The sequence below is a fragment of the Klebsiella sp. JN_Kp126 genome (assembly GCF_033843325.1).
Lineage (GTDB): Bacteria > Pseudomonadota > Gammaproteobacteria > Enterobacterales > Enterobacteriaceae > Klebsiella > Klebsiella michiganensis.
This window is the reverse complement of the sequence record NZ_JAWXQV010000098.1, coordinates 26,101-51,782: the sequence shown is the minus strand read 5'-3', so window position 1 is coordinate 51,782 and position 25,682 is coordinate 26,101. Positions and strand designations below refer to the sequence as shown.

19 protein-coding genes and 1 pseudogene are annotated in these 25,682 nt (G+C 56.7%); 12 read left to right on the top strand and 8 right to left on the bottom strand.

Going from position 1 to position 25,682, the window contains the following annotated elements:
• The first annotated feature begins 197 nt into the window (after nucleotides 1-197).
• The 9 genes from ebgA to SIK97_RS27955 all read left to right on the top strand — a co-directional run bounded on the left by ebgA (nucleotide 198) and on the right by SIK97_RS27955 (nucleotide 13,295).
• Entirely contained in the window at nucleotides 198-3,290 is a 3,093-nt protein-coding gene (ebgA, locus tag SIK97_RS27995) for a beta-galactosidase subunit alpha (RefSeq protein ID WP_057173292.1), read from the top strand.
• Nucleotides 3,287-3,736, top strand: a complete 450-nt coding sequence (locus SIK97_RS27990) for a beta-galactosidase subunit beta (RefSeq protein WP_014226912.1) — start codon at nucleotides 3,287-3,289, stop codon at nucleotides 3,734-3,736. The genes ebgA and SIK97_RS27990 overlap by 4 nt, the downstream gene beginning before the upstream one ends.
• A gap of 93 nt (nucleotides 3,737-3,829) precedes the next feature.
• Nucleotides 3,830-5,263: an amino acid permease gene (locus SIK97_RS27985; protein ID WP_014226913.1), complete on the top strand. Its 1,434-nt coding sequence runs from the start codon at nucleotides 3,830-3,832 to the stop codon at nucleotides 5,261-5,263.
• A gap of 227 nt (nucleotides 5,264-5,490) precedes the next feature.
• On the top strand, nucleotides 5,491-6,924 hold the full coding sequence (locus tag SIK97_RS27980; RefSeq protein ID WP_057173293.1) for an amino acid permease: 1,434 nt from the start codon (nucleotides 5,491-5,493) through the stop codon (nucleotides 6,922-6,924).
• A gap of 46 nt (nucleotides 6,925-6,970) precedes the next feature.
• Nucleotides 6,971-8,029: a protein YgjJ gene (gene ygjJ / locus SIK97_RS27975; protein WP_057173294.1), complete on the top strand. Its 1,059-nt coding sequence runs from the start codon at nucleotides 6,971-6,973 to the stop codon at nucleotides 8,027-8,029.
• 17 nt (nucleotides 8,030-8,046) lie between these two features.
• Nucleotides 8,047-10,398 carry an alpha-glucosidase gene (gene ygjK, locus SIK97_RS27970; RefSeq protein ID WP_057173296.1) on the top strand — a complete coding sequence of 784 codons (2,352 nt, stop codon included), beginning with the start codon at nucleotides 8,047-8,049 and terminating at the stop codon, nucleotides 10,396-10,398.
• Between the two features lie 336 nt (nucleotides 10,399-10,734).
• Complete coding sequence (locus tag SIK97_RS27965) at nucleotides 10,735-11,427, top strand: hypothetical protein (protein WP_223852514.1); 693 nt, start codon at nucleotides 10,735-10,737, stop codon at nucleotides 11,425-11,427.
• A 7-nt stretch (nucleotides 11,428-11,434) separates the two neighbouring features.
• On the top strand, nucleotides 11,435-12,901 hold the full coding sequence (locus SIK97_RS27960) for a PAAR domain-containing protein (RefSeq protein ID WP_047722894.1): 1,467 nt from the start codon (nucleotides 11,435-11,437) through the stop codon (nucleotides 12,899-12,901).
• Nucleotides 12,882-13,295, top strand: coding sequence for a hypothetical protein (locus tag SIK97_RS27955; RefSeq protein ID WP_014226920.1), 414 nt, complete (start codon nucleotides 12,882-12,884; stop codon nucleotides 13,293-13,295). Before SIK97_RS27960 ends, SIK97_RS27955 begins: the two co-directional genes overlap by 20 nt.
• A gap of 40 nt (nucleotides 13,296-13,335) precedes the next feature.
• Here the strand turns inward: SIK97_RS27955 and SIK97_RS27950 are convergent.
• The 7 genes and pseudogenes from SIK97_RS27950 to lsrA form a co-directional block, all read right to left on the bottom strand.
• Nucleotides 13,336-13,458: pseudogene (locus tag SIK97_RS27950) on the bottom strand (hypothetical protein); the annotation flags it as partial.
• A 238-nt stretch (nucleotides 13,459-13,696) separates the two neighbouring features.
• On the bottom strand, nucleotides 13,697-13,993 hold the full coding sequence (gene lsrG, locus SIK97_RS27945) for a (4S)-4-hydroxy-5-phosphonooxypentane-2,3-dione isomerase (protein WP_004854408.1): 297 nt from the start codon (nucleotides 13,991-13,993) through the stop codon (nucleotides 13,697-13,699).
• Nucleotides 13,990-14,877, bottom strand: a complete 888-nt coding sequence (gene lsrF / locus SIK97_RS27940; protein WP_004125444.1) for a 3-hydroxy-5-phosphonooxypentane-2,4-dione thiolase — start codon at nucleotides 14,875-14,877, stop codon at nucleotides 13,990-13,992. The genes lsrG and lsrF overlap by 4 nt, the downstream gene beginning before the upstream one ends.
• 11 nt (nucleotides 14,878-14,888) lie before the next feature.
• The gene (lsrB, locus tag SIK97_RS27935) at nucleotides 14,889-15,890 is read right to left on the bottom strand and encodes an autoinducer 2 ABC transporter substrate-binding protein LsrB (RefSeq protein WP_014839604.1); all 1,002 of its coding nucleotides are present in this window, start codon (nucleotides 15,888-15,890) and stop codon (nucleotides 14,889-14,891) included.
• A gap of 1 nt (nucleotide 15,891) precedes the next feature.
• Nucleotides 15,892-16,884, bottom strand: coding sequence for an autoinducer 2 ABC transporter permease LsrD (gene lsrD / locus SIK97_RS27930; RefSeq protein ID WP_014226923.1), 993 nt, complete (start codon nucleotides 16,882-16,884; stop codon nucleotides 15,892-15,894).
• The gene (gene lsrC, locus SIK97_RS27925; protein WP_014226924.1) at nucleotides 16,885-17,919 is read right to left on the bottom strand and encodes an autoinducer 2 ABC transporter permease LsrC; all 1,035 of its coding nucleotides are present in this window, start codon (nucleotides 17,917-17,919) and stop codon (nucleotides 16,885-16,887) included.
• The gene (lsrA, locus tag SIK97_RS27920) at nucleotides 17,916-19,403 is read right to left on the bottom strand and encodes an autoinducer 2 ABC transporter ATP-binding protein LsrA (protein WP_014226925.1); all 1,488 of its coding nucleotides are present in this window, start codon (nucleotides 19,401-19,403) and stop codon (nucleotides 17,916-17,918) included. The genes lsrC and lsrA overlap by 4 nt, the downstream gene beginning before the upstream one ends.
• Nucleotides 19,404-19,622: 219 nt before the next feature.
• On the opposite strand from lsrA, the gene lsrR reads away from it, so the two are divergent.
• From lsrR to SIK97_RS27905, 3 genes are all read left to right on the top strand, one after another.
• Nucleotides 19,623-20,594, top strand: coding sequence for a transcriptional regulator LsrR (gene lsrR, locus SIK97_RS27915; protein ID WP_004105944.1), 972 nt, complete (start codon nucleotides 19,623-19,625; stop codon nucleotides 20,592-20,594).
• A gap of 37 nt (nucleotides 20,595-20,631) precedes the next feature.
• Nucleotides 20,632-22,224 carry an autoinducer-2 kinase gene (gene lsrK, locus SIK97_RS27910; protein WP_032751364.1) on the top strand — a complete coding sequence of 531 codons (1,593 nt, stop codon included), beginning with the start codon at nucleotides 20,632-20,634 and terminating at the stop codon, nucleotides 22,222-22,224.
• 223 nt (nucleotides 22,225-22,447) lie between these two features.
• Nucleotides 22,448-24,469: an NADPH-dependent 2,4-dienoyl-CoA reductase gene (locus SIK97_RS27905; RefSeq protein WP_047722892.1), complete on the top strand. Its 2,022-nt coding sequence runs from the start codon at nucleotides 22,448-22,450 to the stop codon at nucleotides 24,467-24,469.
• A 50-nt stretch (nucleotides 24,470-24,519) separates the two neighbouring features.
• On the opposite strand, the gene rlmG is transcribed toward SIK97_RS27905, so the two are convergent.
• Nucleotides 24,520-25,650 carry a 23S rRNA (guanine(1835)-N(2))-methyltransferase RlmG gene (gene rlmG, locus SIK97_RS27900; RefSeq protein ID WP_014839608.1) on the bottom strand — a complete coding sequence of 377 codons (1,131 nt, stop codon included), beginning with the start codon at nucleotides 25,648-25,650 and terminating at the stop codon, nucleotides 24,520-24,522.
• Nucleotides 25,651-25,682 lie beyond the last annotated feature (32 nt).

The following is a 25,682-nucleotide window of genomic DNA, read 5'->3' as shown; positions in this document are numbered from 1 at the left end:
ACCGCCGTCTGCCAAACGGTAGCCCGGACAGATGCGCCAGCATCGCCTCCGGGAATGTCCCCTTCCCGACGCCAACCGCAGGCGCCCGGTAACGCTCATTTTGTGATCGAGTTAAAGTAAATTGCTCCCGGTGATTTTATTTAGTAAAAATTTTACTAAAATAACCTCTATCCGTTTAGTCCGTTCAGGGAGGCGATATGAATCGCTGGGAAAATCTTCAACTCACTCATGAAAACCGGCTGCCTCCGCGCGCCTATTTCTTCTCTTACGATTCGCAGGCCCAGGCGCGAACCTTCGCCCGTGAAACCAGCAGCCGCTTTTTGTCCCTTAGCGGACAGTGGAACTTCTGCTTCTTTAACAACCCGCTGCGGGTGCCGGAAGCGTTCACCTCGCAATACATGAGCGACTGGGGGCCGATTACCGTACCGGGAATGTGGCAGATGGAAGGCCACGGCCAGCTACAGTACACCGACGAAGGCTTTCCTTTCCCGATTGACGTTCCCTACGTGCCGACCGACAACCCTACCGGCGCCTATCAGCGCATCTTTACCCTCAGCGAGGGCTGGCAGGGCCAGCAGACCCTGATTAAATTTGATGGCGTCGAAACCTATTTTGAAGTGTACGTTAACGGTCAGTACATCGGTTTCAGCAAAGGCAGCCGCCTGACGGCGGAGTTTGATATTAGTCACGCGGTAAAAATCGGCGACAACCTGCTTTGCGTGCGCGTCATGCAGTGGGCGGACTCCACCTATATAGAAGATCAGGATATGTGGTGGTCGGCGGGTATCTTCCGCGACGTGTATCTGATGGGCAAAAACCCGCTTCACGTCCAGGACTTCACTCTGCGCACCGATTTTAACGATGACTACGTCGACGCCACGCTCTCCTGCCAGCTGGTGCTGGAAAATCTCGCCGCGCAGCCGGACGCAGCGACGCTGGAATACGCGCTGTTCGACGGCGAAAAGGTACTGTATGAAGGTGCAACGCCGCGCCTGAGCGTCAGCCAGCTGCTGAACGTCGACTTTGCGATCGACGTGAAGGCGCCGCAGCAGTGGTCGGCAGAAAATCCCTGGCTCTATCACCTGGTGATGACGCTGAAAAACGCCGCCGGGGAGATTATCGAAGTTATCCCGCAGCGCGTCGGTTTTCGCGATATCAAAGTGCGCAACGGCCTGTTCTATATCAATAACCGCTACGTGATGCTCCACGGCGTTAACCGTCACGACAACGACCATCTGAAGGGCCGCGCCGTAGGGATGGATCGCGTTGAGAAAGATCTGCTGCTGATGAAGCAGCACAATATCAACTCGGTACGTACCGCCCACTACCCCAACGACCCGCGTTTCTATGAGATGTGCGACATTTACGGCCTGTTCGTGATGGCGGAAACCGATGTCGAATCCCACGGCTTCGCCAACGTCGGCAACCTGAGCGCCATCACCGATGACCCGGCATGGGAGCATATTTACGTTGAGCGGATCGTGCGCCACGTCCACGCGCAGAAAAACCATCCGTCGATCGTCATCTGGTCGCTGGGCAACGAGTCCGGCTACGGCTGCAACATTCGCGCGATGTATCACGCCGCTAAGGCGATCGATGATACCCGGCTGGTGCATTACGAAGAGGATCGCGACGCGGAGGTGGTGGATATCATCTCCACCATGTATACCCGCGTACCGCTGATGAACGAATTTGGGGAATATCCGCATGCCAAGCCGCGGATTATCTGCGAATACGCCCATGCGATGGGCAACGGTCCCGGCGGGCTGAGCGAATACCAGAACGTGTTCTATCAACATGACAGTATTCAGGGTCACTACGTATGGGAGTGGTGCGATCACGGAATCCAGGCCACCGACGACAGCGGCGCGGTATGGTACAAATTCGGCGGCGACTACGGCGACTATCCCAATAACTACAACTTCTGCCTCGACGGGCTGATTTTCTCCGACCAGACGCCTGGACCCGGGCTCAGAGAGTACAAGCAGGTTATCGCCCCGGTAAAAGTTCAGGCGACCGACATCGCCCGCGGCGAGCTGCGCATCGATAATAAGCTCTGGTTCTCGACCCTCGATGACTACACCCTGCGCGTGGAAGTGCGCGCCGAGGGGGCTACGCTTGCCAGCCAGCAGCTTAAGGTGCGCGATCTTGCGCCAAACAGCGGCCGCGATATCACTATCGACCTGCCGGAGCTGGACGGTCGCGAAACCTTCGTCAACATCATGGTAACCAAAGATTCCCGTACGCCGTACAGCGAGGCCAACCATCCGATCGCCGTTTACCAGTTTCGGCTTAAGGAGCAGACCACAGCGAAAGCGCCGCTGATAAATGCCAGCGCAACCCCGCTACGGATAGTTGATGAACGACTGAGCTACAGCATCACCGGGCATAACTTCCGCGTGGTCTTCTCTAAAGTCAGCGGCAAACTGAGCGAATGGCAGGTGAACGGCGTAGACCAGGTGACCCGTGAGCCGAAGATTAACTTCTTCAAGCCAATGATTGATAACCACAAGCAGGAATACGAAGGGCTGTGGCAGCCCAATCATCTGCAAATCATGCAGGAGCATCTGCGCGAATTCAGCGCCGAGCAGCGCGACGATACGGTGATTATCACCGCCCGCAGCATCATCGCCCCGCCGGTTTTCGATTTCGGCATGCGCTGCACCTATCGCTGGCAGATTACCCCGCAGGGGCATATTAACGTTGAGCTTGCGGGCGAACGTTACGGCGACTATCCGCACATCGTGCCGTGCATCGGTTTTATGCTGGGCATTAACGGCCAGTTTGAACAGGTGAATTACTACGGTCGCGGTCCCGGCGAAAACTACGCCGACAGCCAGCAGAGCAACATCATTGACCTTTGGCGAACCACCGTGGACGACATGTTCGTGAACTATCCGTTCCCGCAGAACAACGGCAACCGCCAGCACGTCCGCTGGGCCGCGTTTACCGACCGTCACGGCAGCGGTCTGATGGTGGTGCCGCGCGATCCGCTCAACATCAGCGCCTGGCACTATACGGCGGAGAATCTGCACGCCGCGCAGCACTGTAACGAACTGCGTCGCAGCGATGACATCACCCTGAATATCGACGCCCAACTGCTCGGCCTGGGCTCTAACTCCTGGGGGAGCGAGGTGCTGGATAGCTGGCGGGTGTGGCTCAAACCGTTCAACTATGGCTTTACGCTGCTGCCGCTGGAAGGCGGGAGCGCTTCCTCGCAGACGCTGGCGAATCATAGCTTTGGCGCCGGTTTCTTTTCCTCCGATTCACACAGCGAGGCTGAAAAATGAGAATTCTCGATAACTTAGAACAGTTTAAGCAAATTTATCACAGTGGGCGTAAATGGCAGCGCTGCGTAGAAGCGATTAATAACATCGACAATATTCGGCCCGGGGTGGCCCACTCTATCGGCGATTCGCTCTCCTATCGCGTGGCAAGCGACAGCACCACGGATGCGCTGTTCGTTGGCAACCGCCGCTATTTCGAGGTGCATTACTACCTTCAGGGTCAGCAAAAAATTGAGTTTGCCGCCAAAGAGCAGCTGCAGACCGTGGCCTGCTATCGCGATGAAACCGACCGTGAATATTTGAAAGGCATTGGTGAAACCGTGCAGGTTCACGAAGGACAAATGGTGATTTGCGACACCCATGAAGCCTATCGCTTTATCTGCGACTCGCCGGTCAAAAAGGTGGTGCTCAGAGTAACTATCGAAGACGGCTACTTCCTGAATAAGTAAGCCCGCGTGAAGCAAGATGAGGCCAGCGGATCGACTCGCTGGCCTTCCCGGCCCTAACCCTCAATGCGGGCCAGATAATTTTTCGGAGGACTTATGTCCGAATCAGTTCGTGCCAAAATAGGTAAATTCGCCCTGCTGTCGATGGCGTTTGCCGCCGTATTTAACGTACGAAATATTGTTAATAACAACATCGAGTTAGGGCTCAGCTCCGCCCCTATCTTTCTGTTTGCGACGGTGGTCTATTTTATTCCGTTTGTGTTTATCATCGCCGAATTCGTGTCAGCGAATAAGAATTCCGAATCAGGTATGTACGCCTGGCTGAAGCAGCCTTTAGGTACCCGCGCGGCCTATCTCGGCTCGTTCCTGTACTGGTTTGTGAACCTGTTCTTTTTCCTGTCGCTGCTGCCGAACGTGGTGGCCTACGCCTCGTACGCCATTATGGGTTACGCCATTCCTTTCTCGCCGATGGTCACATCGCTGATCTCTATCGTCCTGTTCGCCATGGCCACCCACATTTCCACTAAAGGCGCGACCTGGCTGGGGAAAATCTCCGAATGCGTGGCGTATGGCGTCTTCGCGCTCTTTGCGATTTACGTGGTCGGCGCTTTTACCGCGCTGGGCGCGGGCCATGTCCCCGCGCAGCCGATTACGCTGCACGCCATGGCGCCTACCATCAACTGGGCGACGCTGGGGATCATGTGCTGGATTTTCCAGGCGGCAGGCGGGGCTGAAACCGTCGCCGCGTACCTGAACGACACCAAAGGTGGGCAGAAATCGTTTATTAAAGTCATCATCACCGCCGGGATCCTGATTGGCGGCATGTACGCGCTGGGCTCTTTGCTGGTCAACGTCTTTGTGGCACGTGAAGATCTGACCTATGCGGCCGGCATGGTGGAAATCTTCACCGGCCTCGGCGCCTATTTCCATATTTCAGAAGCGCTGATGGGCCGCTTCGTCGGCATCATTCTGTTTATCGCCATTTTCGGCAGCATGATGATGTGGACCGCCGCACCGGTAAAAATTCACTTCTCTGAAATTCCTGCCGGCATCTATGGCAAAAAAACCACCGAGCTGAACGTCCACGGCGTGCCGGTGCGCGCCGCCTGGTGGCAATTTGTCTTCGTCTTTCTGATGCTCATCGTGAACGGTTTCGGCTCCGCCAGCGTTCAGCAAATGATGAACACCGCTATCAACCTGACCGCGGGTACCGCGATGCTACCGCCGCTGTTTATCATGGCCGCCTACTTTGTTTTCCGCTGGAAACACGACGACACGCCGCGCGACTTCCGCATGGGGTCACGAAAGGTTGGGATGGCCGTGGTGTCGATGCTGATGGTGATTTTCCTGGTCAGCATGACCGCCTCGGCTTTCCCGCCGGGGGTCGATCTGGTGAATGCCTTCTTCATTAACGTCTTTATGACCGCAGTCTTCTCCGGACTCGCGTGGTGGTGGATAACCCGCTTTGAGAAAAAACAGCGCAAGAGCCAACCATCGGTGCTGAAATCAGCGGTAAATCCGGTGAAATAAGCGACCGTTCCTCCCGCCAGCGTTAAATCGTCTGGCGGTTTTTTTTACCCGCCAGCCGGGATCTCGCGCTCAACCATTTTCGTGATCGAGTTAAAGCAATTCATTTTTACCGCTTTTATTTACTAAAATTTTTACTAAAATTAACCGCAATACTTAACTACCTCTACCCTACAAACAACACAATTCCCTTCGGCCATTCTCTGAAGGACAATGTGTGGAGATGTGTTATGTCTGATATCAAACGTAATACCATCGGCAAGTTCGGCCTGCTGTCGCTGACCTTCGCCGCCGTCTTCAGTTTTAACAACGTGATCAATAACAATATTGAGCTGGGGCTGGCGTCGGCACCGATGTTCTTCCTCGCGACCCTGCTCTACTTCGTTCCTTTCTGCCTGATCATCGCGGAATTCGTTTCGCTGAATAAAAACTCCGAAGCGGGGGTTTATGCGTGGGTAAAAAGCTCCCTCGGCGGGCGCTGGGCCTTTATTACCGCCTACACCTACTGGTTCGTGAATCTTTTCTTTTTCACCTCGCTGCTGCCGAGGGTCATCGCGTATGCCTCCTACGCCTTCCTCGGCTACGAGTACATTCTGACGCCCGTGGCCACCACGATGTTGAGCATGGCACTGTTCGCCCTGTCGACCTGGGTGTCCACCAACGGCGCAAAAATGCTGGGTCCTATTACCTCGGTGACCTCGTCGTTAATGCTGCTGCTGACGCTCTCCTACATTCTGCTTTCCGGCAGCGCGCTGGTGGGCGGTATTCAGCCAGCGGATCCGATTACCGTGGATGCAATGATCCCGAACTTTAACTGGGCGTTCCTCGGCATCACCACATGGATCTTTATGGCGGCCGGCGGGGCGGAGTCCGTCGCGGTGTACGTCAATGACGTGAAAGGCGGCTCGAAATCATTTGTTAAGGTCATTATCCTCGCCGGGATCGTGATTGGCGTGCTGTACTCCATTTCCTCGGTGCTGATTAACGTGTTTATCAGCAGTAAAGAGCTGAAATATACCGGCGGATCGGTACAGGTCTTCCACGGCATGGCGGTCTGGTTTGGCCTGCCGGAAATCGTGGTCAACCGTTTTGTCGGCCTGGTCTCCTTTACCGCCATGTTTGGTTCGTTATTAATGTGGACCGCGACGCCGGTCAAAATCTTTTTCTCCGAAATCCCGGCCGGCATATTTGGTAAAAAAACCGTCGAGCTCAATCAAAACGGCGTACCGGCGCGCGCGGCGTGGATCCAGTTCCTGATTGTGATTCCGCTGATGATTATCCCGATGATGGGCTCCAGTACCGTGCAGGATTTAATGAACACCATCATCAACATGACCGCCGCCGCCTCGATGCTGCCGCCGCTGTTTATCATGCTGGCGTATCTCAACCTGCGCCGCAGGCTCGATCATCTGCCGCGCGATTTTAAAATGGGCTCACGCACCACCGGTATTACGGTGGTCTCGATGCTGATTGTTATTTTCGCTATCGGCTTCGTCGCCTCAACCTTTCCCACCGGCGGCAATATTCTGACCATTATTTTCTATAACGTCGGCGGCATTGTTATCTTCCTCGGATTTGCATGGTGGAAATACAGCAAATACGTGAAGGGATTAACGGCAGAAGAAAAAAGAATTGAAGCGGCGCCGGCTTCGGACGCGTCATAAGCCATTTTCCCTAAAATAATAAATTACAATATCTCTTAATAATGCGATGAAAAAGAATAACTTGATTTACGGGGCGCTTGCCGCCCTGGCCTTCTGCACACCTGCCATAGCGGCTGATGTTGCTCACCCGGCGGAACATGATGATATGAAAACGCCTCAACTGAGCGCCACTTCCTATCGTTTTTACGGTGAACTGGGGGTCGGCGGATATATGGATTTAGAAGGCGAGGATAAACATAAATATAGCGATGGCACCTATATTGAAGGCGGGCTGGAAATAAAGCACGGCAGCTGGTTTGGCTTAATTTATGGCGAAGGCTGGACGGTCCAGGCCGATCGTCAGGGGAATGCCTGGGTACCGGACCACGGCTGGGGCGGATTTGAAGGTGGAATAAACCGCCTCTACGGCGGATATAAAACCGATAGCAGCACCGAGATTATGCTCAGCCTGCGCCAGGATTCATCGCTCGACGATCTGCAGTGGTGGGGCGATTTCACACCCGACCTCGGCTACGTGATCCCCAATACGCGCGATATTATGTACGCGCTCAAGGTGCAGAACCTGGCGGGAGATTTTCGCTACAGCGTGACCGCCACGCCCGCCGGGCACCACGATGAAAGCAAAGCGTGGCTCCATTTCGGCAAATACGACCGCTACGACGATAAATATACCTACCCGGCGATGATCAACGGCTACGTCCAGTACGATATTGCCGAAAAGGTCACCTGGATGAACGGTCTTGAGCTGACCGACGGTACCGGTCAGCTCTTGTTAACCGGTATTCTCACCCCCAACCTCGCCGCCCGCGCCTGGCACCATACCGGGCGCGCCAGGGGGCAAAACGTGCCGGGAACGGAGACCGGCTTTATGGCCAGCGCCATGTATGAAGCGCTCAAGGGCGTGTATCTCTCTACCGCCTATAGCTACGCCAAACACCGCCCGGATCGCGCCGCCGAGGAAACCACCTCGTTTATGCAGTTCGGCATCTGGTACGAATATGGCGGCGGACGGTTCGCGACCGCCGCGGACAGCCGCTTCTACATGAAAAACGCCTCCGGAGACCCGAGCGACCAGGTTTTCCTGATGCAATATTTCTATTGGTAAAAAGGGATATCAATACCGTGAAAATCATCACCACTCTGACGCCGCTGGCCTGCGCCCTGCTGCTAAGCTTTTCCGCTCACGCGCTGACCGCGGATGACTTTAAAAATGTTATCAACCGCAGCGGCGCGCCGCAGGCGATGCAGGATTTCGATGGCGACGACCACCAGCGTTTCAACCCGTTTTTCGATTTGGGCGCATGGCATGGGCATCTGCTGCCGGACGGTCCAGCCACCATGGGCAGCCTTCCGGGGCCCGCGCTGCTCACCGAGGAGTACATCAACTTTATGGCGACCCATTTCGATCGCCTGACGGTGTACCAGAACGGCAAAAAAGTGGCCTTCACCATGCAGGCCTGGAGCCTGCCCGGGGCGCTGGTGCAAACGCTCTCCGCGCCCGGCGTACAGATCGAGATGACCCTGCGCTTTGCCAGCGCGCACACGTCTTTACTGGAGACTAAAATCACCAGCAGCGGTCCGCTTAAGCTGGTCTGGGACGGCGAGCTGCTGGAGACGCTCTCCGCCAAAGAAGGGAAACCGCAGTCAACGCAAACCATCGACCAGGCCTTCCCGGACTATCAGCGCCGCCTGAGCGCGACCCACGACGGACTGACGGTCAGCTTCGGTAAAGTCCGTTCCGCATCGGATTTAATGACCTCCGGCGAATCGCAGTATCAGATCCATCGCTCCCTGCCGACGGTCACCCAAATCGATGGCCATCGATTCACCAGCAGCGCGCAAATCAACGGCTCGACCACGCTCTATACCACCTATTCGCACCTGCTGAACGCCGAGCAGGTGCGCCTTGAGAAAGCGCAAATCCGCGATATTCTGGCGCGACCGGCGCACTATCTGCGCGCTTCCGAGGCGCGCTGGAACGGCTATCTGCAAAAGGGGCTGACCAATCCTGATGCCACGGCGCAGCAAACCCGGGTGGCGGTGAAAGCGATCGAAACCCTTAACGGCAACTGGCGCGCGCCGGGCGGCGCCGTAAAGCACAACACCGTCACGCCTTCGGTAACCGGGCGCTGGTTCTCCGGCAACCAGACCTGGCCGTGGGATACCTGGAAGCAGGCCTACGCCATGGCCCACTTCAACCCGGAGATCGCGAAAGAGAACATCCGTGCCGTCTTCTCCTGGCAGATTGCCGCCGACGATAAAGTGCGGCCGCAGGATGCCGGGTTCATTCCGGATCTGATCGCCTGGAACCTGAGCCCGGAGCGCGGCGGCGACGGCAGCAACTGGAACGAGCGAAATACCAAACCGAGCCTGGCGGCCTGGTCGGTGATGGAAGTCTATAACGTCACGAAAGATAAAGCCTGGCTGGCGGAAATGTACCCGAAGCTGGTGGCCTACCATGACTGGTGGCTGCGCAACCGCGACCACAACGGCAACGGCGTGCCGGAGTACGGCGCGACCCGCGATAAAGCGCACAACACCGCCGATGGCGCGATGCTGTTTACCGTGAAAAAGGGCGATAAAGAACGGACGCTTTCCGGCCTGAAAACCTACGAGCAGGTGACGGCGAAGGGCGATTACGACAGCCTGGAGATCCCGGCACAGGTGGCCGCCTCCTGGGAGTCGGGGCGCGACGACTCGGCGGTCTTCGGCTTTATCGATAAAGATCAGCTGGATAAATACATCGCCGACGGCGGCAAACGCAGCGACTGGACGGTGAAATTTGCTGAAAACCGGGATAAAAGCGGCAATCTGCTCGGCTATTCGCTGCTGCAGGAATCGGTCGATCAGGCCAGCTATATGTACAGCGACAACCACTATCTGGCGGAGATGGCGACCCTTCTCGGCAAGCCGGAGGAGGCAAAACGCTACCGGGCGCTGGCGCAAAAGCTCGCCGACTATATCAACACCTGCATGTTCGACCCGCAGAGCAAATTCTATTACGACATTCGCATTGAAGCACAGCCGCTGGCAAACGGCTGTGCCGGTAAGCCGATCGTCGAGCGCGGCAAAGGGCCGGAGGGCTGGTCACCGCTGTTCAACGGCGCGGCCACTCAGGCGCATGCCGATGACGTCATTTCGGTGATGCTGGACAACAAAGAGTTCAATACTTTCGTACCGCTGGGTACCGCCGCATTAACGAATCCGGCGTTTGGCGCGGATATTTACTGGCGCGGCCGCGTGTGGGTGGACCAGTTCTGGTTCGGCCTGAAAGGGATGGAGCGCTACGGCCACCGCGAAGAGGCGCTGCAGCTGGCGGACGCCTTCTTCAGGCACGCCCGGGGGTTAACCTCCGATGGCCCGATTCAGGAGAACTACAATCCGCTCACCGGCGCTCAGCAGGGCGCGCCGAACTTCTCCTGGAGCGCGGCGCATCTGTACATGCTGTATAACGAGTTTTTCCGTAAGCCATAGAATATTGCCCTCACCCTACCCCTCTCCCCCAGGGAGAGGGGTATTCAAAATCATTGACTATAATTTAATCGCGGACTTGTTATAACTCACTGAGTAAAAAGATAAGCTTTAAATTTATTGTTATCAGTTAATGGGCTTAAAGAAATTGAAATGCTAGTTAAGCATCAAAAGTTTCGCTGAATCATTCACCAGATAATTATTAACTAAATATGAATTCCTGGTCTGAATTTCATTGAAGAAATTCAGATTCCTTTTATTATTTATGTGATCACGACCGCATTATTTAATTATAAAAATGTGTGATGTTCAGTCTTTCATTAGAGTGGTGAATCACGCATGTACTTTCTCCAGGAAGATAAAAACATCCATCAGTATATATGTCAGCACGAATTATGGGTTCCAGGGCGCGTTGTTGATCTATATAACAGCAATACAAACAAAAAAGAAAAAACGTTAGAGCCACTTTGGAGAAAATACAATGCAAATTTAGAGGGGGTAATGGTATTTTTATCCAGAATAGAAGCTACAATATACAGTATACATCTGGAGAAAAAATTCAGTGAAAAATGGGCAGTTTATTCCCTGAATGAATTTAACATTAAAGAAATGATGATTCATAATCAGCGTGTTAAAAAAAGTGAAGATTATAATGTATTGCTGAGTGCAGGTTTTTGGGCTAATAAAGATAATCAATTAATGTATTCAGGACATCATCTTGTACAGGTTACGATTCCGATTACTTATAACTCCAATGCTGTAGCAAATGAAAATGGTCATGCCATATTAAGAATACCATCAAACGTCATAGAACACTTTGAAAAATACTGGAAATCAAGATTTGCAGATTTTAAAGATTATACTGAATTCCTTGCAGGTTCGAATAATGAAATCATTCAGGAACAAGCCTTACTTGCATACAATAATTTAAGCTTAATTGAATCTAACAGTATAGAAGACTGCCAATATATTACCACATGGAAAAACAACTGGATTTTTAATAATCCAGAAGATTTAACTTTGATTAAATGAGGTCATTATGGGCATTGGCTATTTTTTAGTGCGTGGTGATAGAACAACCTGTGGTGGTAGTATTATAGAAGGATGTGATAATCATTCTATACACGGTCAGGCCACAGCACGTAATGGTGATAAATATATATGTGGAGTTGATAAAAAAATATATCATATTGCGGGAGGCATACCTAATTATTTTATACATGGCGTTGCAGCAGCTGGAACTGCACATAGCAGAGGGACATGTGCTTGCAAATGCTATTTTATAAATTCTTTTACTGATTGTATTTATGGATATGAATCTGAAGCTATTAAAAGTACTGCGAGTGCTACCCGGCCCACTTCACCCATACACTCACAATCATTATCAGAATCATCACCAGCACCAAAACCCGTTACACCCGTGGTAGAACTTGCTGAAGCGCCTACAAAACCGCAGGAAAAGCGTGACCCCGTAGATGCAGGCTTTTGCGTACTGCCCTATGGCGCGACTCCCGCATCATATGAACCGTATCTTTTCACTACGCCTCCAGCGGGAACACGAGAACTCTATTATCAACTGAATCCAGAAATGAAGAAAAAGCCTGGTTCGATATTAATCGTGGTGGATCCTGAAAAGCAGGAACCAGAACAGGTTGAGACGCTACAGCGAGCAAGAGACAGAATTGATGCAGCATTGGCACCTCTGACAGTTCAGGAAGCAAAGTTATTGCATGATAACAGAGGGGCGGTAGATGCATTTTCATATCAGCTTTTTGCCGATAATTTAGGTAAAGCTGGTGATGGATTAGGCTATATCAGTGAAATAGGAAAAAGTTATTATGATGAAATCAATAGAATTTTGGTTGAGATTGAAGATTTATATAAAAACACTTACAATCGCAACAGAGGTATTATTTCAGGTCAAGAGTTTTTTGGTCAAAGGACAAGGTTATTCAAACAACTTGATTTGGTTTTAACTAAATTCTCAAAAGCACAGTTAAACTTAGGCGAATATCAGAGCATTAAAAGAGCGTTAGGCTTGTCAACAAGATCTATTATGCACCGCTGGGATAGAACAGGTGTTGATAATATAGAAGGATATGCAACATATATTGAACAGTCAGCTAAACTTATGAAGATTATGAAAACAGTAGGGTATGTGGGCATAGGTTTAGATTTTGCAAGTTATACTTCAAATGTTTATGATGCATGTTCGAAGGGGCGAGAAAGTGAATGCCGTAAGGCAGCTATTACTGAATATAGTAAATTTGGGTTTAAGCAAATTGGAAGTGCTGCTGTTGGTAGTGCAAGTGGATGGGCTGCCCGTGGAGCCTGTATGTGGATACTGGGAATAGTAACTTCTGAAGTTGGCGCATTAGGCGCTGGCTTATGTTTAGTTACAGGAGTGGGAGCTTCGCTAGGAGCAGCAAAGCTAGTTGAAGGAGGAGCAGAAGATTTAGGTGAATCTTTTGGAGGGGATATTCTTTATGAGAAACTTTTTAAATAGCAATCCGAATTTCATTGTTTATCTGGTGGCATTTTCTATGCTTGGCATGTTATTAATTATGATAATTTCATTTATTAATAAGATTGCCTACAGAAAAATCGTTTCGCTTTATATTAATAAATATTCACGGCTACCAATAACAGCAGCATTAGCAAAAGAGGCTAGTTTAATAGTCACGCCAGGTGCATATTTTGCAAAAATTGGATTCATTATAGAAACATTAACATTGCCATATAATAAAATATCCAATCATGATATGACAAAAGAACAATATGATTATATAAACAATTTACCAAAAAAATTGACTATTGGTTTTAAAATAGAAGCAGTTTTATGGATTATTTCCATACCGACAATGATAGTAGGGTTTATATTGCAAGCAGTTTATAATTAAAAAAAGGGACTCTGTTGAGTCCCTTTTCATTTTTTCGTTGTTATTTCAGTGCACCATAAATCTGTTCGACAATCCATCTATATGTCGCCACTGGCGAATGCGGCCTGTTACCGAGAATAACGATAGCCGGATCGATGGCCGTAAACGTGCCTGTCCATCCTGTGGCCGTATGTCAAAAAGTCGACATGACAACAAGCCGTAGCCATATCAGTAAGCACATTAGTACGGAAGGAATGGATACCGTGTAGAGATGTGGAAAAGCGCTTCTGGCAGACTGTAATAAATGCACGATGAAGTCTCTGCTGTTTTGTTAGCGCAACCAGCAGCTCGCACTTCACCGTGCTTTTAATTTTTCTGGGGTACCTCAGCCCTTCAGGAAAGGGCCGGGGTGAGGGCTCGTCTTACACCTCCGGCAGCAGGCCGATAAAGCTGCGCTTCTGCCGCGGCTGCGACATCAACGCCTCCAGCTTCGCCACGCAGGCCAGATAGTGCGGAGTTTTCTTGTGCGCCAGCACCGCGTCATCGTCGATATAGGCTTCATAGATAAAAAAGCGCGTCTTCACCTCCGGGTCCTGCAGGACGTCAAAGCGCAGATTGCCCGGCTCCTGCAGCGCCCCTTCGTGGTTGGCGCGGAACACCTCAAGAAACTCGTCGACCCGTTCCGGTTTGATATTGATTTCCACCAGCGTTACGTTCATTGCAGCTCTCCCTGTTTTTCCTCCTGCCAGAATTGATACGCCTCGCGGGCGCTCAGGTTCTCATGCACCACTTTTTTCACCGCCTTCAGCATCGCGCGCGGCGCGCTGGACTGGAAGATATTCCGCCCCATATCCACGCCGGAAGCCCCCTGGTCGATCGCCCGCCAGCACATCTCCAGCGCCTCCTGCTCCGGCAGCTTTTTGCCCCCGGCGATGACGATCGGCACCGGGCAGCTGGCGGTGACTTTCTCAAAGCCTTCCTCAACAAAGTAGGTTTTCACGAACTGCGCCCCCATTTCGGCGGCAATGCGGCTGGCCAGCGAGAAGTAGCGGGCGTCGCGCGTCATCTCTTTGCCCACGCCGGTTACCGCCAGCACCGGCATACCGTAGCGGTTGCCGGCGTCCACCAGCTTGATAATGTTGTTGATCGACTGATGCTCATGCTCGCTGCCGATATAGACCTGCGCCGCCACCGCGCAGACGTTCAGGCGCAGCGCGTCCTCCATCGCCACCGCCACGCACTCGTTGGAAAGTTCGCTGAGGATCGAGTTGCCGCCGGAAGCGCGCAGCACCACCGGTTTGTTGGTCGCCGCCGGCACCTGACTGCGCAGCACGCCGCGGGTGCACATCAGCACGTCGGTCTCTTCGAACAGCGGCGCAATAGAGAGATCGATACGCTCCAGCCCGGTGGTCGGCCCCTGAAAATAGCCGTGGTCGAACGCCAGCATCACCGTACGGTTGCTCTGCGGGTTGAAGATACGCGCCAGCCGCGACTGCATCCCCCACTCCAGCGACCCGCAGCCCTTCAGCGTATAGAGCGTATTCTGCTGCGGACGGTCTAAGCCGAAGTTTTTTCCCTCTTTGATATCGTCTAAATCAGCCATCTCATCCTCCATCAGAAATCGTAGTTATTGATATTCTCTTTGGTGAACACCACCCGCTCCGGCAACAGCACGATGCCGTTGCCTTTCGCTTCATACTGATAGCCCTGCACGCTGTTGGGCTCGACTTTCAGGGCGCCGAGATCTTTCACATCAACGCTGTCGCCGACGTTAAGATCGCCCTTTTTCAGCAGACGATCGGCGACGTTAACCGCGATCTTGCCCTGCTGCACCACGTCCCACAGGCCGAAGGCTTTTACCGTGCCGCGCTCCACGTAGGGGCGCATCACGTTCGGGGTACTAAAGCCGACAATCGCCACGCCCTGGCGCTTGAGGTTCTCTGCCGCCTGGGCGGCCGCCGGAAGCGCGTTGGCGTCCGGGGCGATAATGGCGTCGAGATCCGGGTACGCTTTTAAGATCCCCTCGGCGGTTTGCAGCGATTTAGTGGCGTCGTTATAGCCAAACTGCGTGGTCACCACTTCCCACTGCGGATGCGCTTTTTCGATTTTGGCCTTCGCCTCTTTTACCCACTGGTTCTGGTCGGTCACCGTCGGGCTGGAGTAGAAAAACGCCACTTTGGCGCCAGGCTTCGTCACCTGCTTTTCCGCCATCTCCACCAGCAGGCCGCCGAGCTGCTGCGGCGTCCCCTGGTTGATATAGATGCTGCGGCACTCTGGTTTGGTATCGGAGTCCCAGGTCAGGACCTTCACCCCGCGCTGCATCGCCCGCTTCAGCGCCGGGCACAGCCCGTCCGGCGATACGGCGGAGACGATAATTGCGTTGTAGCCCTGGTTGACGAAGTTGTTGATCAGCTGCACCTGGCCGGAGACGCTCGGTTCGGTCGGGCCGTCGTAGGTGACGTCCACGCCGAGCGCTTTGCCCGCCTCTTTCGCGCCGTTACCGCCGCTGGTAAAGAAGCCGACGCCAACCAGCTTAGGAATAAAGGCGATACGGTCCGCCGCCTGGGCCGATGCCATACCCAGCGCCATCGCCAGCACGATCAGTTTTGTTTTCATTTTATGCTCCGATTGTTTTACGCGAGAAAAGACGCCGCCAGCTCATCCGCACCCATTCACGGTGCAGGCTCAGCGAACGCCCCATCACCACCACAACCAACAGCGCCCCTGACAGCGCGCTCGACACCTGGTTGGGGATGCCGACCATTTGCAAACCTTGTTGTAAATAGCCCACCAGCAGCGCGGCCAGCGCCGTGCCGACGATCGAGCCGGAACCGCCGTAGATATTGGCCCCGCCGAGCACCGCGGCGGTCAGCGCCGGCATCAGCAGGTCGCGGCCTAAGTCCGAGCGCGCCGAGCCGAAATAGGAGACCATCACCAGCGCCGCTACCGCCGACGCCACGCCCACCAGGCCATACAGCGCGTAGGGCATCCCGTTAACGGAAAGCGCGGCGTAGCGCGCGGCGCGCGGGTTCTGCCCGAGCAGAAAAAGGTGCCGCCCAAAGCGCCCGCGGTGGGCCAGCAGCCAGAAGAAAAAGGTGATAACGGCGAACAGCACCAGCGGTATCGGCAGGCCGAACAGGGTCAGGTTGGCGAAGGCGGTAAAGCTATCCGGGAATCCGCCGATGCCTTCGTAGCCGGTTGCCCCGGCCATGCCAGAAAGCAGCAGCGCGCCGCCGCCGTAGAGGTACAGGGTGCCAAGCGTAATCACCAGCGGGCTAATGCCGGTGTAATGAATCAGCGCCGCGTTCAGCAACCCGCACAGCAGGCCGAGCAGCAGCGTCAGGGGGATCGCGAGACTCATGGGCCAGCCCGCCTGCATCATCACCCCCAGCGCGATGGCGCACAGGCCGATGGTGGAACCGAGCGAAATATCAATCCCGCCGCTGATAATTACCAGCGTCAGCGGCAGCGCCACGATGCCAATGCAGATAAAGTCGCTGGTACTGAACAGCAGCATATTGAGATCCAGCATGCGCGGATTCAGGGCGCCAAACAGCAGGATCTCCAGCACCAGTAGCGCCAGCAGCGCGCTTTCCCAGTTGAGCTTCATTTACGCCACCTCTTTGTTTTTGCGTTCGGGAAACGGGGCCACGCGCTTGCCCCCTTTATTACCGGGCTGAAAGCGGCTGTACTTCAGCGCCCGCTGATGGCGGGCCAGCGCCTGACGCAGCCGCCCGTCGAGCACCAGTACGCCGAGCAGCACCAGGCCGGCGATGAAGTCGTTCCACCACGCCGGGAGACGGAACAGCACCAGCACGGTGTCAATTTGGGTGAGGAAGAAGGCGCCGAGAAAAGCGCCCAGCAGCGTGCCGGTACCGCCAAGCAGCGAGATCCCGCCGAGCACGCAGGCGGCGATGGCCTTCATCTCCAGGCCGCTGCCGGTCTGATTGGGCACAAAGCCAATCTGCGCGGCGAACACAATCCCGGCGCAGGCCGCCAGCATGCCGTTAAGGGTAAATGCCAGCATCCGCGTGCGGTTCACCGCCACCCCGAGCTGGCGGGCCGCGGCGAGGTTATCGCCGACGGCGTAAAAATCACGGCCAAAGGCGGTGCGCGACAGTATCCAGCCGCCCGCCAGCAGCAGCGCCAGCACCAGCCAGCCCAGCGGCGAAATACCGATGAACGCCGGTTCCGACAGCGCCTTCAGGCTGTTCGGCAAGCCTTCAATCCACTTACCGCCGGTCCACAGCAGCATCACCCCGCGATAAAGCCCGAGGGTGCCGAGGGTGGCGACAATCGCCGGGATGCGCAGCCCCACCACCAGCAGGCCGTTAAAGGCGCCGGCCAGCGCGCCGATCGCCAGCGCGAAGGCGATGGCGGTCATCAGGCCATACCCGCTATTTAGCGCCACGCCTGTCGCGATAGCGCTCAGGCCGACGGTGGAGCCTACCGAAACGTCGATATTGCGGGTCAGCATCACCAGCGTCGCCCCCAGCGCCAGCAGGCAAAGGATTTGCGCGCTGGCAAAGATCATAGCCAGGGTTTGCAAACTGAAATAAGCCGGGTTGAGCGCCACCAGCCCGGCAAACAGCACCACGATGGCGAGAAAGGCGCTCAGTTCACGATTCTTTAATAACGTTTTCATGCCTGTCCTCCGAAGGCCAGGGTCATCATCCGGTCAACGCTGACCGCCTGCTGCGCCAGCTCGCCGCTCTGCCTGCCCTGATGCATCACCAGCACCCGATCGGCCAGGCCAACGAACTCGTCGAGATCGCTGGAGATCATCAATACCGCCACGTTCTGCGCGGCGACGCTTTTCAACAGCTGATAGATGTCGGCGCGGGCGGAAACGTCCACGCCGCGGGTCGGCTCATCGACGATCAGCAGCAGCGGGTTAGCCTCCAGGCAGCGCGCCAGCAGTACCTTCTGCTGGTTACCGCCGGAGAGCGTGCGCACCGGGCGATCGCCATCGGCCATTTTGATCCCCAGCGCCCGGTGATAGCGCTCCACCACCGCCGCTTCGCGCCTGTTCTGCTGCCACAGCGACGGCTGGTTAAACATCACCGTGTTCCAGCGCACCGGCGCATCGAGAAACAGCCCGGAAACCTGCCTGTCCTCCGGCAGATAGACCAGCCCGCAGGCCAGCCTGGCGCGCGTACTGTCGCGGCTGATATCGCGGTTTTCCAGCCATACCCGCCCGGCGCGCGCCGGTCGCAGACCGTAGAGCGTTTCGGCAAATTCGGTGCGCCCGGATCCGACCAGCCCGGCGAGGCCGACGATCTCCCCGGCGCGGATCTCCAGGTTGAGATCGATAAAACCTTCTCCGGTCAGATCTTCTACTCTAAGGACCGGGAAATCCTGCGCCTGAGTGCGGCGATTGCCCGGCAGCGCCAGCCACAGCTTTTGCGTGTCGCTCAGCGCACGATCGCGGCTGACGGGCGTCATTGCGCCGATCAGCTGGTTGTCGCCGTAGTGCGCGGTTTCCCCGCTCAGCACCACCGCGCCGTCGCGCATCACCGAGACGTGGCTGGCGACCTGGCGGATCTCCGGCAGCTTGTGCGAGATAAACACGATCCCGACGCCGAGCGCCTGCAAAGAGCGGATCTGGCGAAACAGGCGCTCGGTTTCCCCCGGCGTCAATGAGGCGGTGGGTTCATCAAGGATCAGGATCTGCGCGTCACGCATCAGCCCGCGCAGGATCTCCACCATTTGTTGGTCGGCGACTTCCAGGGTGCTGGCCGCCGCCTCAAGGTTAAGCTGACAGCTAAGCTGCTGAAGCTTTTCCTGCAGGCGGGCCTCGGTATCCGCCCGCTTTGGCAGACGAAAAAGAATATTTTCCCGCACCGTCAGATTGGGGAATAACATCGGTTCCTGCGGCACCAGATACACGCCCTGCTGATGGGCCTGGGCGGGAGTAAGGCGCGCAAATGTACGTTCGCCGAGGATGAGCTCACCGCTGTCGGGGGTCTCTACCCCGGCGATAATCTTCATCAGCGTCGATTTTCCGGCGCCGTTACCGCCCATCAGCGCGTGCACCTGGCCGGAAAGCAGCGTGAAATCAATCTGCTTCAGCACGGTGACGCCGGAGAACTGTTTGCCGATTTGGCGAGCTTCAAGCAGTGGCTTCATCATCGCGCCTCATTTTGAACAAAAGATTTTTTAAATTAATAATGTTCAAAAGCGTAGACGGTGAACTATATTTACAACCGTGCAACGATCACAGTTTTATGCTTTCGATCGTTTGAAGAAAACCAGCGGACAACGAAAGATCCGTTTTGCCAGTCGGCTCACATTTTCCGACCGCGCAATAACGAACATATGATCTAAATTTTTATAAGAGTTCAATTTATGAGCGAAAAACGCATTACGGAAGAGAGCCGCTACGCCGGGCTGGCGTTAGCCGAGGAGGAGCTGGTGGCGCGGGTGGCGTGGTGTTACTACCACGACGGACTGACGCAGAACGACATCGGCGAGCGTTTAGGGCTGCCGCGGTTAAAGATCTCCCGCCTGCTGGAGAAAGGCCGCCAGTCGGGGGTGATCCGCGTCCAGATTAACTCGCGCTATGAGGGCTGTCTGGCGCTGGAAACCGAACTTCAGCAGCGCTTCGGTCTGAAAATTGCCCGCGTGCTGCCGGCGCTGAATACCCCGCCGATGAACACCCGCCTGGGGATTGGCGCGGCGCAATCGTTAATGGGCGTGCTGGAGCCGGGACAGCTGCTGGCGGTGGGCTTTGGCGAAGCCACCATGAGCTGCCTACAGCACCTGAGCGGGTTTATCGGCTCCCAGCAGGTTCGGCTGGTGACGCTTTCCGGCGGCGTGGGCCCGTATATGACCGGCATTGGCCAGCTGGATGCCGCCTGTAGCGTCAGCATGATCCCCGCGCCGCTGCGGGTGTCATCGGCGGATGTGGCGGAGATCCTGCGCCGGGAATCGAGCGTCCGCGACGTGATCCTGGCCGCGACGGCGGCGGATGCGGCGGTGGTAGGTATCGGCGCCATTGACCAGCGCCGGGACGCCACCATCCTGCGCTCCGGCTATATCAGCGAAGGCGAACAGCTGATGTACGCCCGCAAAGGCGCGGTCGGCGACATTTTAGGTTATTTCCTGCAGGCCGACGGCAAACCGGTTGAAGGGCTGGAGATCCATCGGGAACTGCTCGGCGTCACCCTTGATGAGCTGGCGCAGCTGCCGACCATCGTGGGCGTCGCCGGGGGCACAGAAAAAGCGCAGGCGATTTACGCGGCCCTTATCGGCAAGCGGATTAATGGCCTGGTAACGGAAGAGACAACAGCACGCGCGGTGCTGACGCTGGCCTCATAACGGCCCTGCGCCGCGCAACACGAGCGAGGCGCATGTCATGAGTTACCTGTTAGCGTTAGATGCCGGGACCGGCAGCATTCGGGCGGTCGTATTCGATCTCCAGGGCCGCCAGATAGCGGTCGGCCAGGCCGAATGGAAGCACCTGAGCGTGGACAATGTCCCCGGCTCGATGGAGTTCGACCTTGGCACCAACTGGCAGCTGGCCTGCCAGTGTATCCGTCAGGCGCTGGCCGCCGCCCATCTCTCTGCGGCGGATATTCAGTCCGTGGCCTGCTGCTCGATGCGTGAAGGCATCGTGCTTTACGACCGCAACGGCGAGGCCATCTGGGCCTGCGCCAACGTTGACGCCCGCGCCAGCCGCGAGGTGGCGGAGCTCAAAGAGATCCACGACAACCGTTTTGAATCCGAAGTGTACGGCGTGTCCGGGCAGACCCTGGCACTGAGCGCCATGCCGCGCCTGCTGTGGCTGGCCCATCATCGCCCGGATATCTACCGCAAAGCGGCGACCATCACCATGATCAGCGACTGGCTGGCGGCAAAGCTTTCCGGCGAACTGGCGGTTGACCCTTCTAACGCCGGAACGACCGGCATGCTCGATCTCTTCAGCCGCGACTGGCGCCCGGCGCTGCTGGATATGGCCGGGCTGCGGGCCGATATTCTCTCGCCGGTCAAAGAGACCGGCAGCGTACTGGGAGCGGTGACCGACGCGGCGGCGGCGCAAAGCGGGCTGCGCGCGGGCACTCCGGTGGTGATGGGCGGCGGCGACGTCCAGCTCGGCTGCCTGGGCCTCGGCGTGGTGCGCGCCGGGCAGACGGCGGTGCTCGGCGGCACTTTCTGGCAGCAGGTGGTTAATCTGCCGGAAGTCCGAACTGACCCGGAGATGAATATTCGCGTTAACCCGCACGTCATTCCCGGCATGGCGCAGGCGGAGTCCATCAGCTTCTTCACCGGCCTGACCATGCGCTGGTTCCGCGACGCGTTCTGCGCGGAGGAGAAGCTGATTGCCGGGCGCCTCGGCGTCGACGCCTACAGCCTGCTCGAAGAGATGGCCAGCCGCGTGCCGGCGGGTTCCCACGGGGTGATGCCGATCTTCTCTGACGCCATGCACTTTAAGCAGTGGTACCACGCCGCGCCGTCGTTTATTAACCTCTCCATCGACCCGGAAAAATGCAATAAGGCCACCCTCTTCCGCGCGCTGGAAGAGAACGCGGCGATTGTCTCTGCCTGTAATCTGGCGCAAATTTCGCAGTTTTCCGGCGTGCAGTTTGACAGCCTGGTCTTTGCGGGCGGGGGCTCAAAAGGCGCGCTGTGGAGCCAGATCCTCAGCGATGTCACCGGCCTCCCGGTGCGGGTGCCGGAGGTCCGCGAGGCGACGGCGCTGGGCTGCGCGATCGCCGCCGGCGCCGGTGCCGGGCTGTACGGCGATATGGCGGCGACGGGCGAGAAGCTGGTGAGCTGGCACCGGGAATTTACGCCCAATCAGGCGCATCGCGAGCTGTATCACGAGATGATGATCAAATGGCAGTCGGTGTACGCCGAGCAGCTCGGTCTGGTGGACAGCGGATTAACGACCTCGATGTGGCAGGCGCCGGGGCTGACGCGCCGTGCCCCTGTTGCCCCCTCACCCTAAGCCTCTCCCCTACAGGAGAAGAAACCGTCCGGGCATAACTGGCCCCAGCGCCATTCCGCCCTTCTCCCTCTCCCGGAGGGAGAGGGCCGGGGTAAGGGAGAACCTTCCGCCGTTCTTTGAATCCCATCACAATCGCCGCACTCCCCTTTTCCCTTTTCGCCCGCGGCGGCTAAATTAGTAACTCATCCGACCACATAACAATAATTTTACACTGGAAGAGATTATGAGCCGCTACCCGTCGCTTTTCGCCCCGCTTGACCTGGGGTTCACAACGCTCAAAAACCGCGTGTTGATGGGCTCGATGCACACTGGCCTGGAGGAGCTGCCGGACGGCGCACAGCGGCTGGCGGCGTTTTACGCCGAGCGCGCCCGCCACGGGGTGGCGCTGATCGTCACCGGCGGGATTGCCCCGGCGCCTTCCGGCGTCACCATGGCGGGCGGCGCGGTGCTTAACGACGCCAGCCATCTCGCTCATCACCGCCATATCACCGATGCGGTACACGAAGAGGGCGGCAAAATCGCGCTGCAGATCCTGCATACCGGGCGCTACAGCTACCAGCCGCAGCTGGTGGCCCCTTCCGCGCTGCAGGCGCCGATCAACCCCTTTACGCCTCACGAACTGAGCCACGAAGAGATCTTACAGCTGATCGATGATTTTGCCCGCTGCGCCCAGCTGGCGCGGGAAGCCGGGTACGACGGCGTCGAAGTGATGGGCTCGGAAGGCTATCTGATTAACGAATTTCTTGCCGCGCGCACCAACCTGCGCGACGACCAGTGGGGCGGCGACTACGCCCGACGCATGCGTTTTGCCGTAGAGGTGGTCAGAGCCGTGCGGGAGCGCGCGGGCAGCGATTTTATTATTGTCTACCGCCTGTCGATGCTCGACCTGGTCAGCGGCGGCAGCACCCTGGCGGAGGTCACCGCGCTGGCGAAAGCGATTGAGGCCGCCGGGGCCACGATTATCAATACCGGCATCGGCTGGCACGAGGCGCGCATTCCCACCATCGCCACTCCGGTACCGCGCGGCGCATTTAGCTGGGTCACCCGCAAGCTGAAAGGCGCGGTGTCGATCCCGCTGGTCACCACCAACCGGATTAACGATCCCGCCGTGGCGGAGGCGATCCTGGCCCGCGGAGACGCCGACATGGTATCGATGGCCCGCCCTTTCCTCGCCGACAGCGAATTTCTCTCTAAAGCACAGAGCGGGCGGGCGGATGAGATCAATACCTGTATTGGCTGCAACCAGGCCTGCCTCGATCGGATCTTCGCCGGTAAAGTCACCTCGTGTCTGGTCAACCCGCGCGCCTGCCATGAAACCCTGATGCCGATAGCGCCCGCGACCGCACCGAAGCGGCTGGCGGTAGTCGGCGCCGGTCCTGCCGGCCTGGCCTTTGCAGTTAACGCCGCCTCGCGCGGGCATCAGGTGACGCTCTTTGACGGGCACCATGAGATTGGCGGCCAGTTTACTATCGCCAAACAGATCCCCGGCAAAGAGGAGTTCCATGAAACTCTGCGTTATTACCGCCGGATGCTGGATCTTACCGGCGTCGCGCTGCGGCTTGAAACCCGGGTGACGGCCGACGATCTGCGGGCATTTGATGAGATTATCCTCGCCACCGGGATCGCCCCGCGGATGCCGGATATCGCCGGGATCGATCATCCGAAGGTGCTGAGCTACCTCGATGTCCTGCGTGATAAAGCGCCGGTCGGTGAGAAGGTGGCGATTATCGGCTGCGGCGGGATCGGCTTTGATACCGCCATGTACCTCAGCCAGTCCGGCGTCGCCACCAGCCAGAATATCGACGAGTTCTGTGCGGAATGGGGGATCGATACCAGCCTGCAGAGCGCGGGCGGATTACGCCCGGAGGGGATGCAGCTGGCTAAAAGCCCGCGCCAGATCGTGATGCTGCAGCGCAAAACCAGCAAGCCCGGCGACGGGCTGGGGAAAACCACCGGCTGGATCCACCGCGCCACCCTGCTGGCCCGCGGCGTCAAAATGATCCCCGGCGTCAGCTATCAACGGATCGATGATGCCGGCCTACATGTGACGATCGGCGGCGAATCTCAGGTGCTTAACGTTGATCATGTGATTATCTGCGCCGGTCAGGATCCCCGCCGCGAGCTGGCCGATCCGCTGCAGGCGGCGGGTAAAACGGTGCATTTGATTGGCGGCTGCGACGTGGCGATGGAGCTGGACGCCCGGCGGGCAATCGCTCAGGGCACCCGGCTGGCGCTGTCGATTTAGGGAAAGAAAACCCGGCCGGTAGCCGGGGAAACCGGGAAAGCCGATAACGCTCAGCGCTGTTTGCGCACCTTTGTCGCTTTCAACACCACAAATTTATTATTGGTGGCGATCGTCGTGCAGTTACCGAACGCGCGCTTCAGCTTGCGAAAATAATCGAGGTGGCGGTTGCCGACGACATACAGCTCGCCGCCGTACTTCAGGCTGCGGCGGGCGTCGTTAAACATCTGCCAGGCAATATGATCGGTGATCGCATGCTGCTGATGAAACGGCGGGTTGCAGAGGATGGCGGCGAAGCGGTCCGGCTCAATATCGGACAGCGCGTTATTCACCACAAACTCGCAGCGCTCGAGGTCATCCGGCATATTGGTTTCGACGTTCAGCCGGCTGGAAGCGACCGCCATATAGGACTCATCGGTAAACATCACCCGGGCGTCCGGGTTTAAAGCCAGCGCTTTCAGGCCAATCACGCCGTTGCCGCAGCCAAGATCGGCGATCTCGCCTTCAATATTTGCCGGCAGATGCTCCAGGAAGAAGCGCGCGCCAATATCCAGGCCGCTGCGGGCGAACACGTTGGCGTGGTTGTGAATCGTCCACGGCGTACCGTCCAGCGGCCAGCTGTAGGTTTGCGGCGCATCGGCCACCTCAGGCGCGGTAAAGGTACAGAAAATCAGCCGCGCCTTTTTCCATGCCAGCGATGTGGTGGTGGTGCCGAGGATCTTCTCAAACAGCGCCAGGGTGGAATTGTGGACATCCCGCGCTTTCGCGGCGGCGATGATGCGGGTTTCCGGCGTGACAACCTCGCGCAGCGCGCGCAGCTGCTGCTCCAGCAGCGCCAGCTGCTTCGGAACCTTAATGAGCACCAGCGCCGGCGCGGCAGGCAGTTCGCTCAGGGGATCCTGAAAACGTACGCTCTCTTCATCAATGCCGTTCATCCGCAGGTTGTAGCGGGTCGCCAGCTCAGATACGTAGGAATCGTTGATGCTTACCGGGTTGCGTTCCGCCAGCGCGCAGCCCAGCGCGCCAAAGCTGTCATTGAAAATGAGCGTCAGGCCGTCGACGTCATTCACCTGTTGCAGCAGATATTCATCCGCCGCTTCCCACGCCTGAAGCGCTTCCTCTTCAGCATTCGGCGGGAACCGCTCTAATGTGAATAACTCACCGTTTAACTCTACCTGGCTCATCGCCTTTGTGCCTCCGGAACTCTAAAACCCGC

Coding starts and splice junctions, on each gene's coding strand:
- lsrG (WP_004854408.1), bottom strand. CDS start 13,993: ATGAACGTAACGCTGGTGGAAATCAATATCAAACCGGAACGGGTCGAC.
- SIK97_RS27965 (WP_223852514.1), top strand. CDS start 10,735: ATGTACTTTCTCCAGGAAGATAAAAACATCCATCAGTATATATGTCAG.
- SIK97_RS27990 (WP_014226912.1), top strand. CDS start 3,287: ATGAGAATTCTCGATAACTTAGAACAGTTTAAGCAAATTTATCACAGT.
- lsrA (WP_014226925.1), bottom strand. CDS start 19,403: ATGAAGCCACTGCTTGAAGCTCGCCAAATCGGCAAACAGTTCTCCGGC.
- SIK97_RS27985 (WP_014226913.1), top strand. CDS start 3,830: ATGTCCGAATCAGTTCGTGCCAAAATAGGTAAATTCGCCCTGCTGTCG.
- lsrK (WP_032751364.1), top strand. CDS start 20,632: ATGAGTTACCTGTTAGCGTTAGATGCCGGGACCGGCAGCATTCGGGCG.
- lsrF (WP_004125444.1), bottom strand. CDS start 14,877: ATGGCTGATTTAGACGATATCAAAGAGGGAAAAAACTTCGGCTTAGAC.
- SIK97_RS27955 (WP_014226920.1), top strand. CDS start 12,882: ATGAGAAACTTTTTAAATAGCAATCCGAATTTCATTGTTTATCTGGTG.
- ebgA (WP_057173292.1), top strand. CDS start 198: ATGAATCGCTGGGAAAATCTTCAACTCACTCATGAAAACCGGCTGCCT.
- SIK97_RS27905 (WP_047722892.1), top strand. CDS start 22,448: ATGAGCCGCTACCCGTCGCTTTTCGCCCCGCTTGACCTGGGGTTCACA.
- lsrB (WP_014839604.1), bottom strand. CDS start 15,890: ATGAAAACAAAACTGATCGTGCTGGCGATGGCGCTGGGTATGGCATCG.
- ygjJ (WP_057173294.1), top strand. CDS start 6,971: ATGAAAAAGAATAACTTGATTTACGGGGCGCTTGCCGCCCTGGCCTTC.
- lsrD (WP_014226923.1), bottom strand. CDS start 16,884: ATGAAGCTCAACTGGGAAAGCGCGCTGCTGGCGCTACTGGTGCTGGAG.
- lsrC (WP_014226924.1), bottom strand. CDS start 17,919: ATGAAAACGTTATTAAAGAATCGTGAACTGAGCGCCTTTCTCGCCATC.
- SIK97_RS27980 (WP_057173293.1), top strand. CDS start 5,491: ATGTCTGATATCAAACGTAATACCATCGGCAAGTTCGGCCTGCTGTCG.
- SIK97_RS27960 (WP_047722894.1), top strand. CDS start 11,435: ATGGGCATTGGCTATTTTTTAGTGCGTGGTGATAGAACAACCTGTGGT.
- lsrR (WP_004105944.1), top strand. CDS start 19,623: ATGAGCGAAAAACGCATTACGGAAGAGAGCCGCTACGCCGGGCTGGCG.
- rlmG (WP_014839608.1), bottom strand. CDS start 25,650: ATGAGCCAGGTAGAGTTAAACGGTGAGTTATTCACATTAGAGCGGTTC.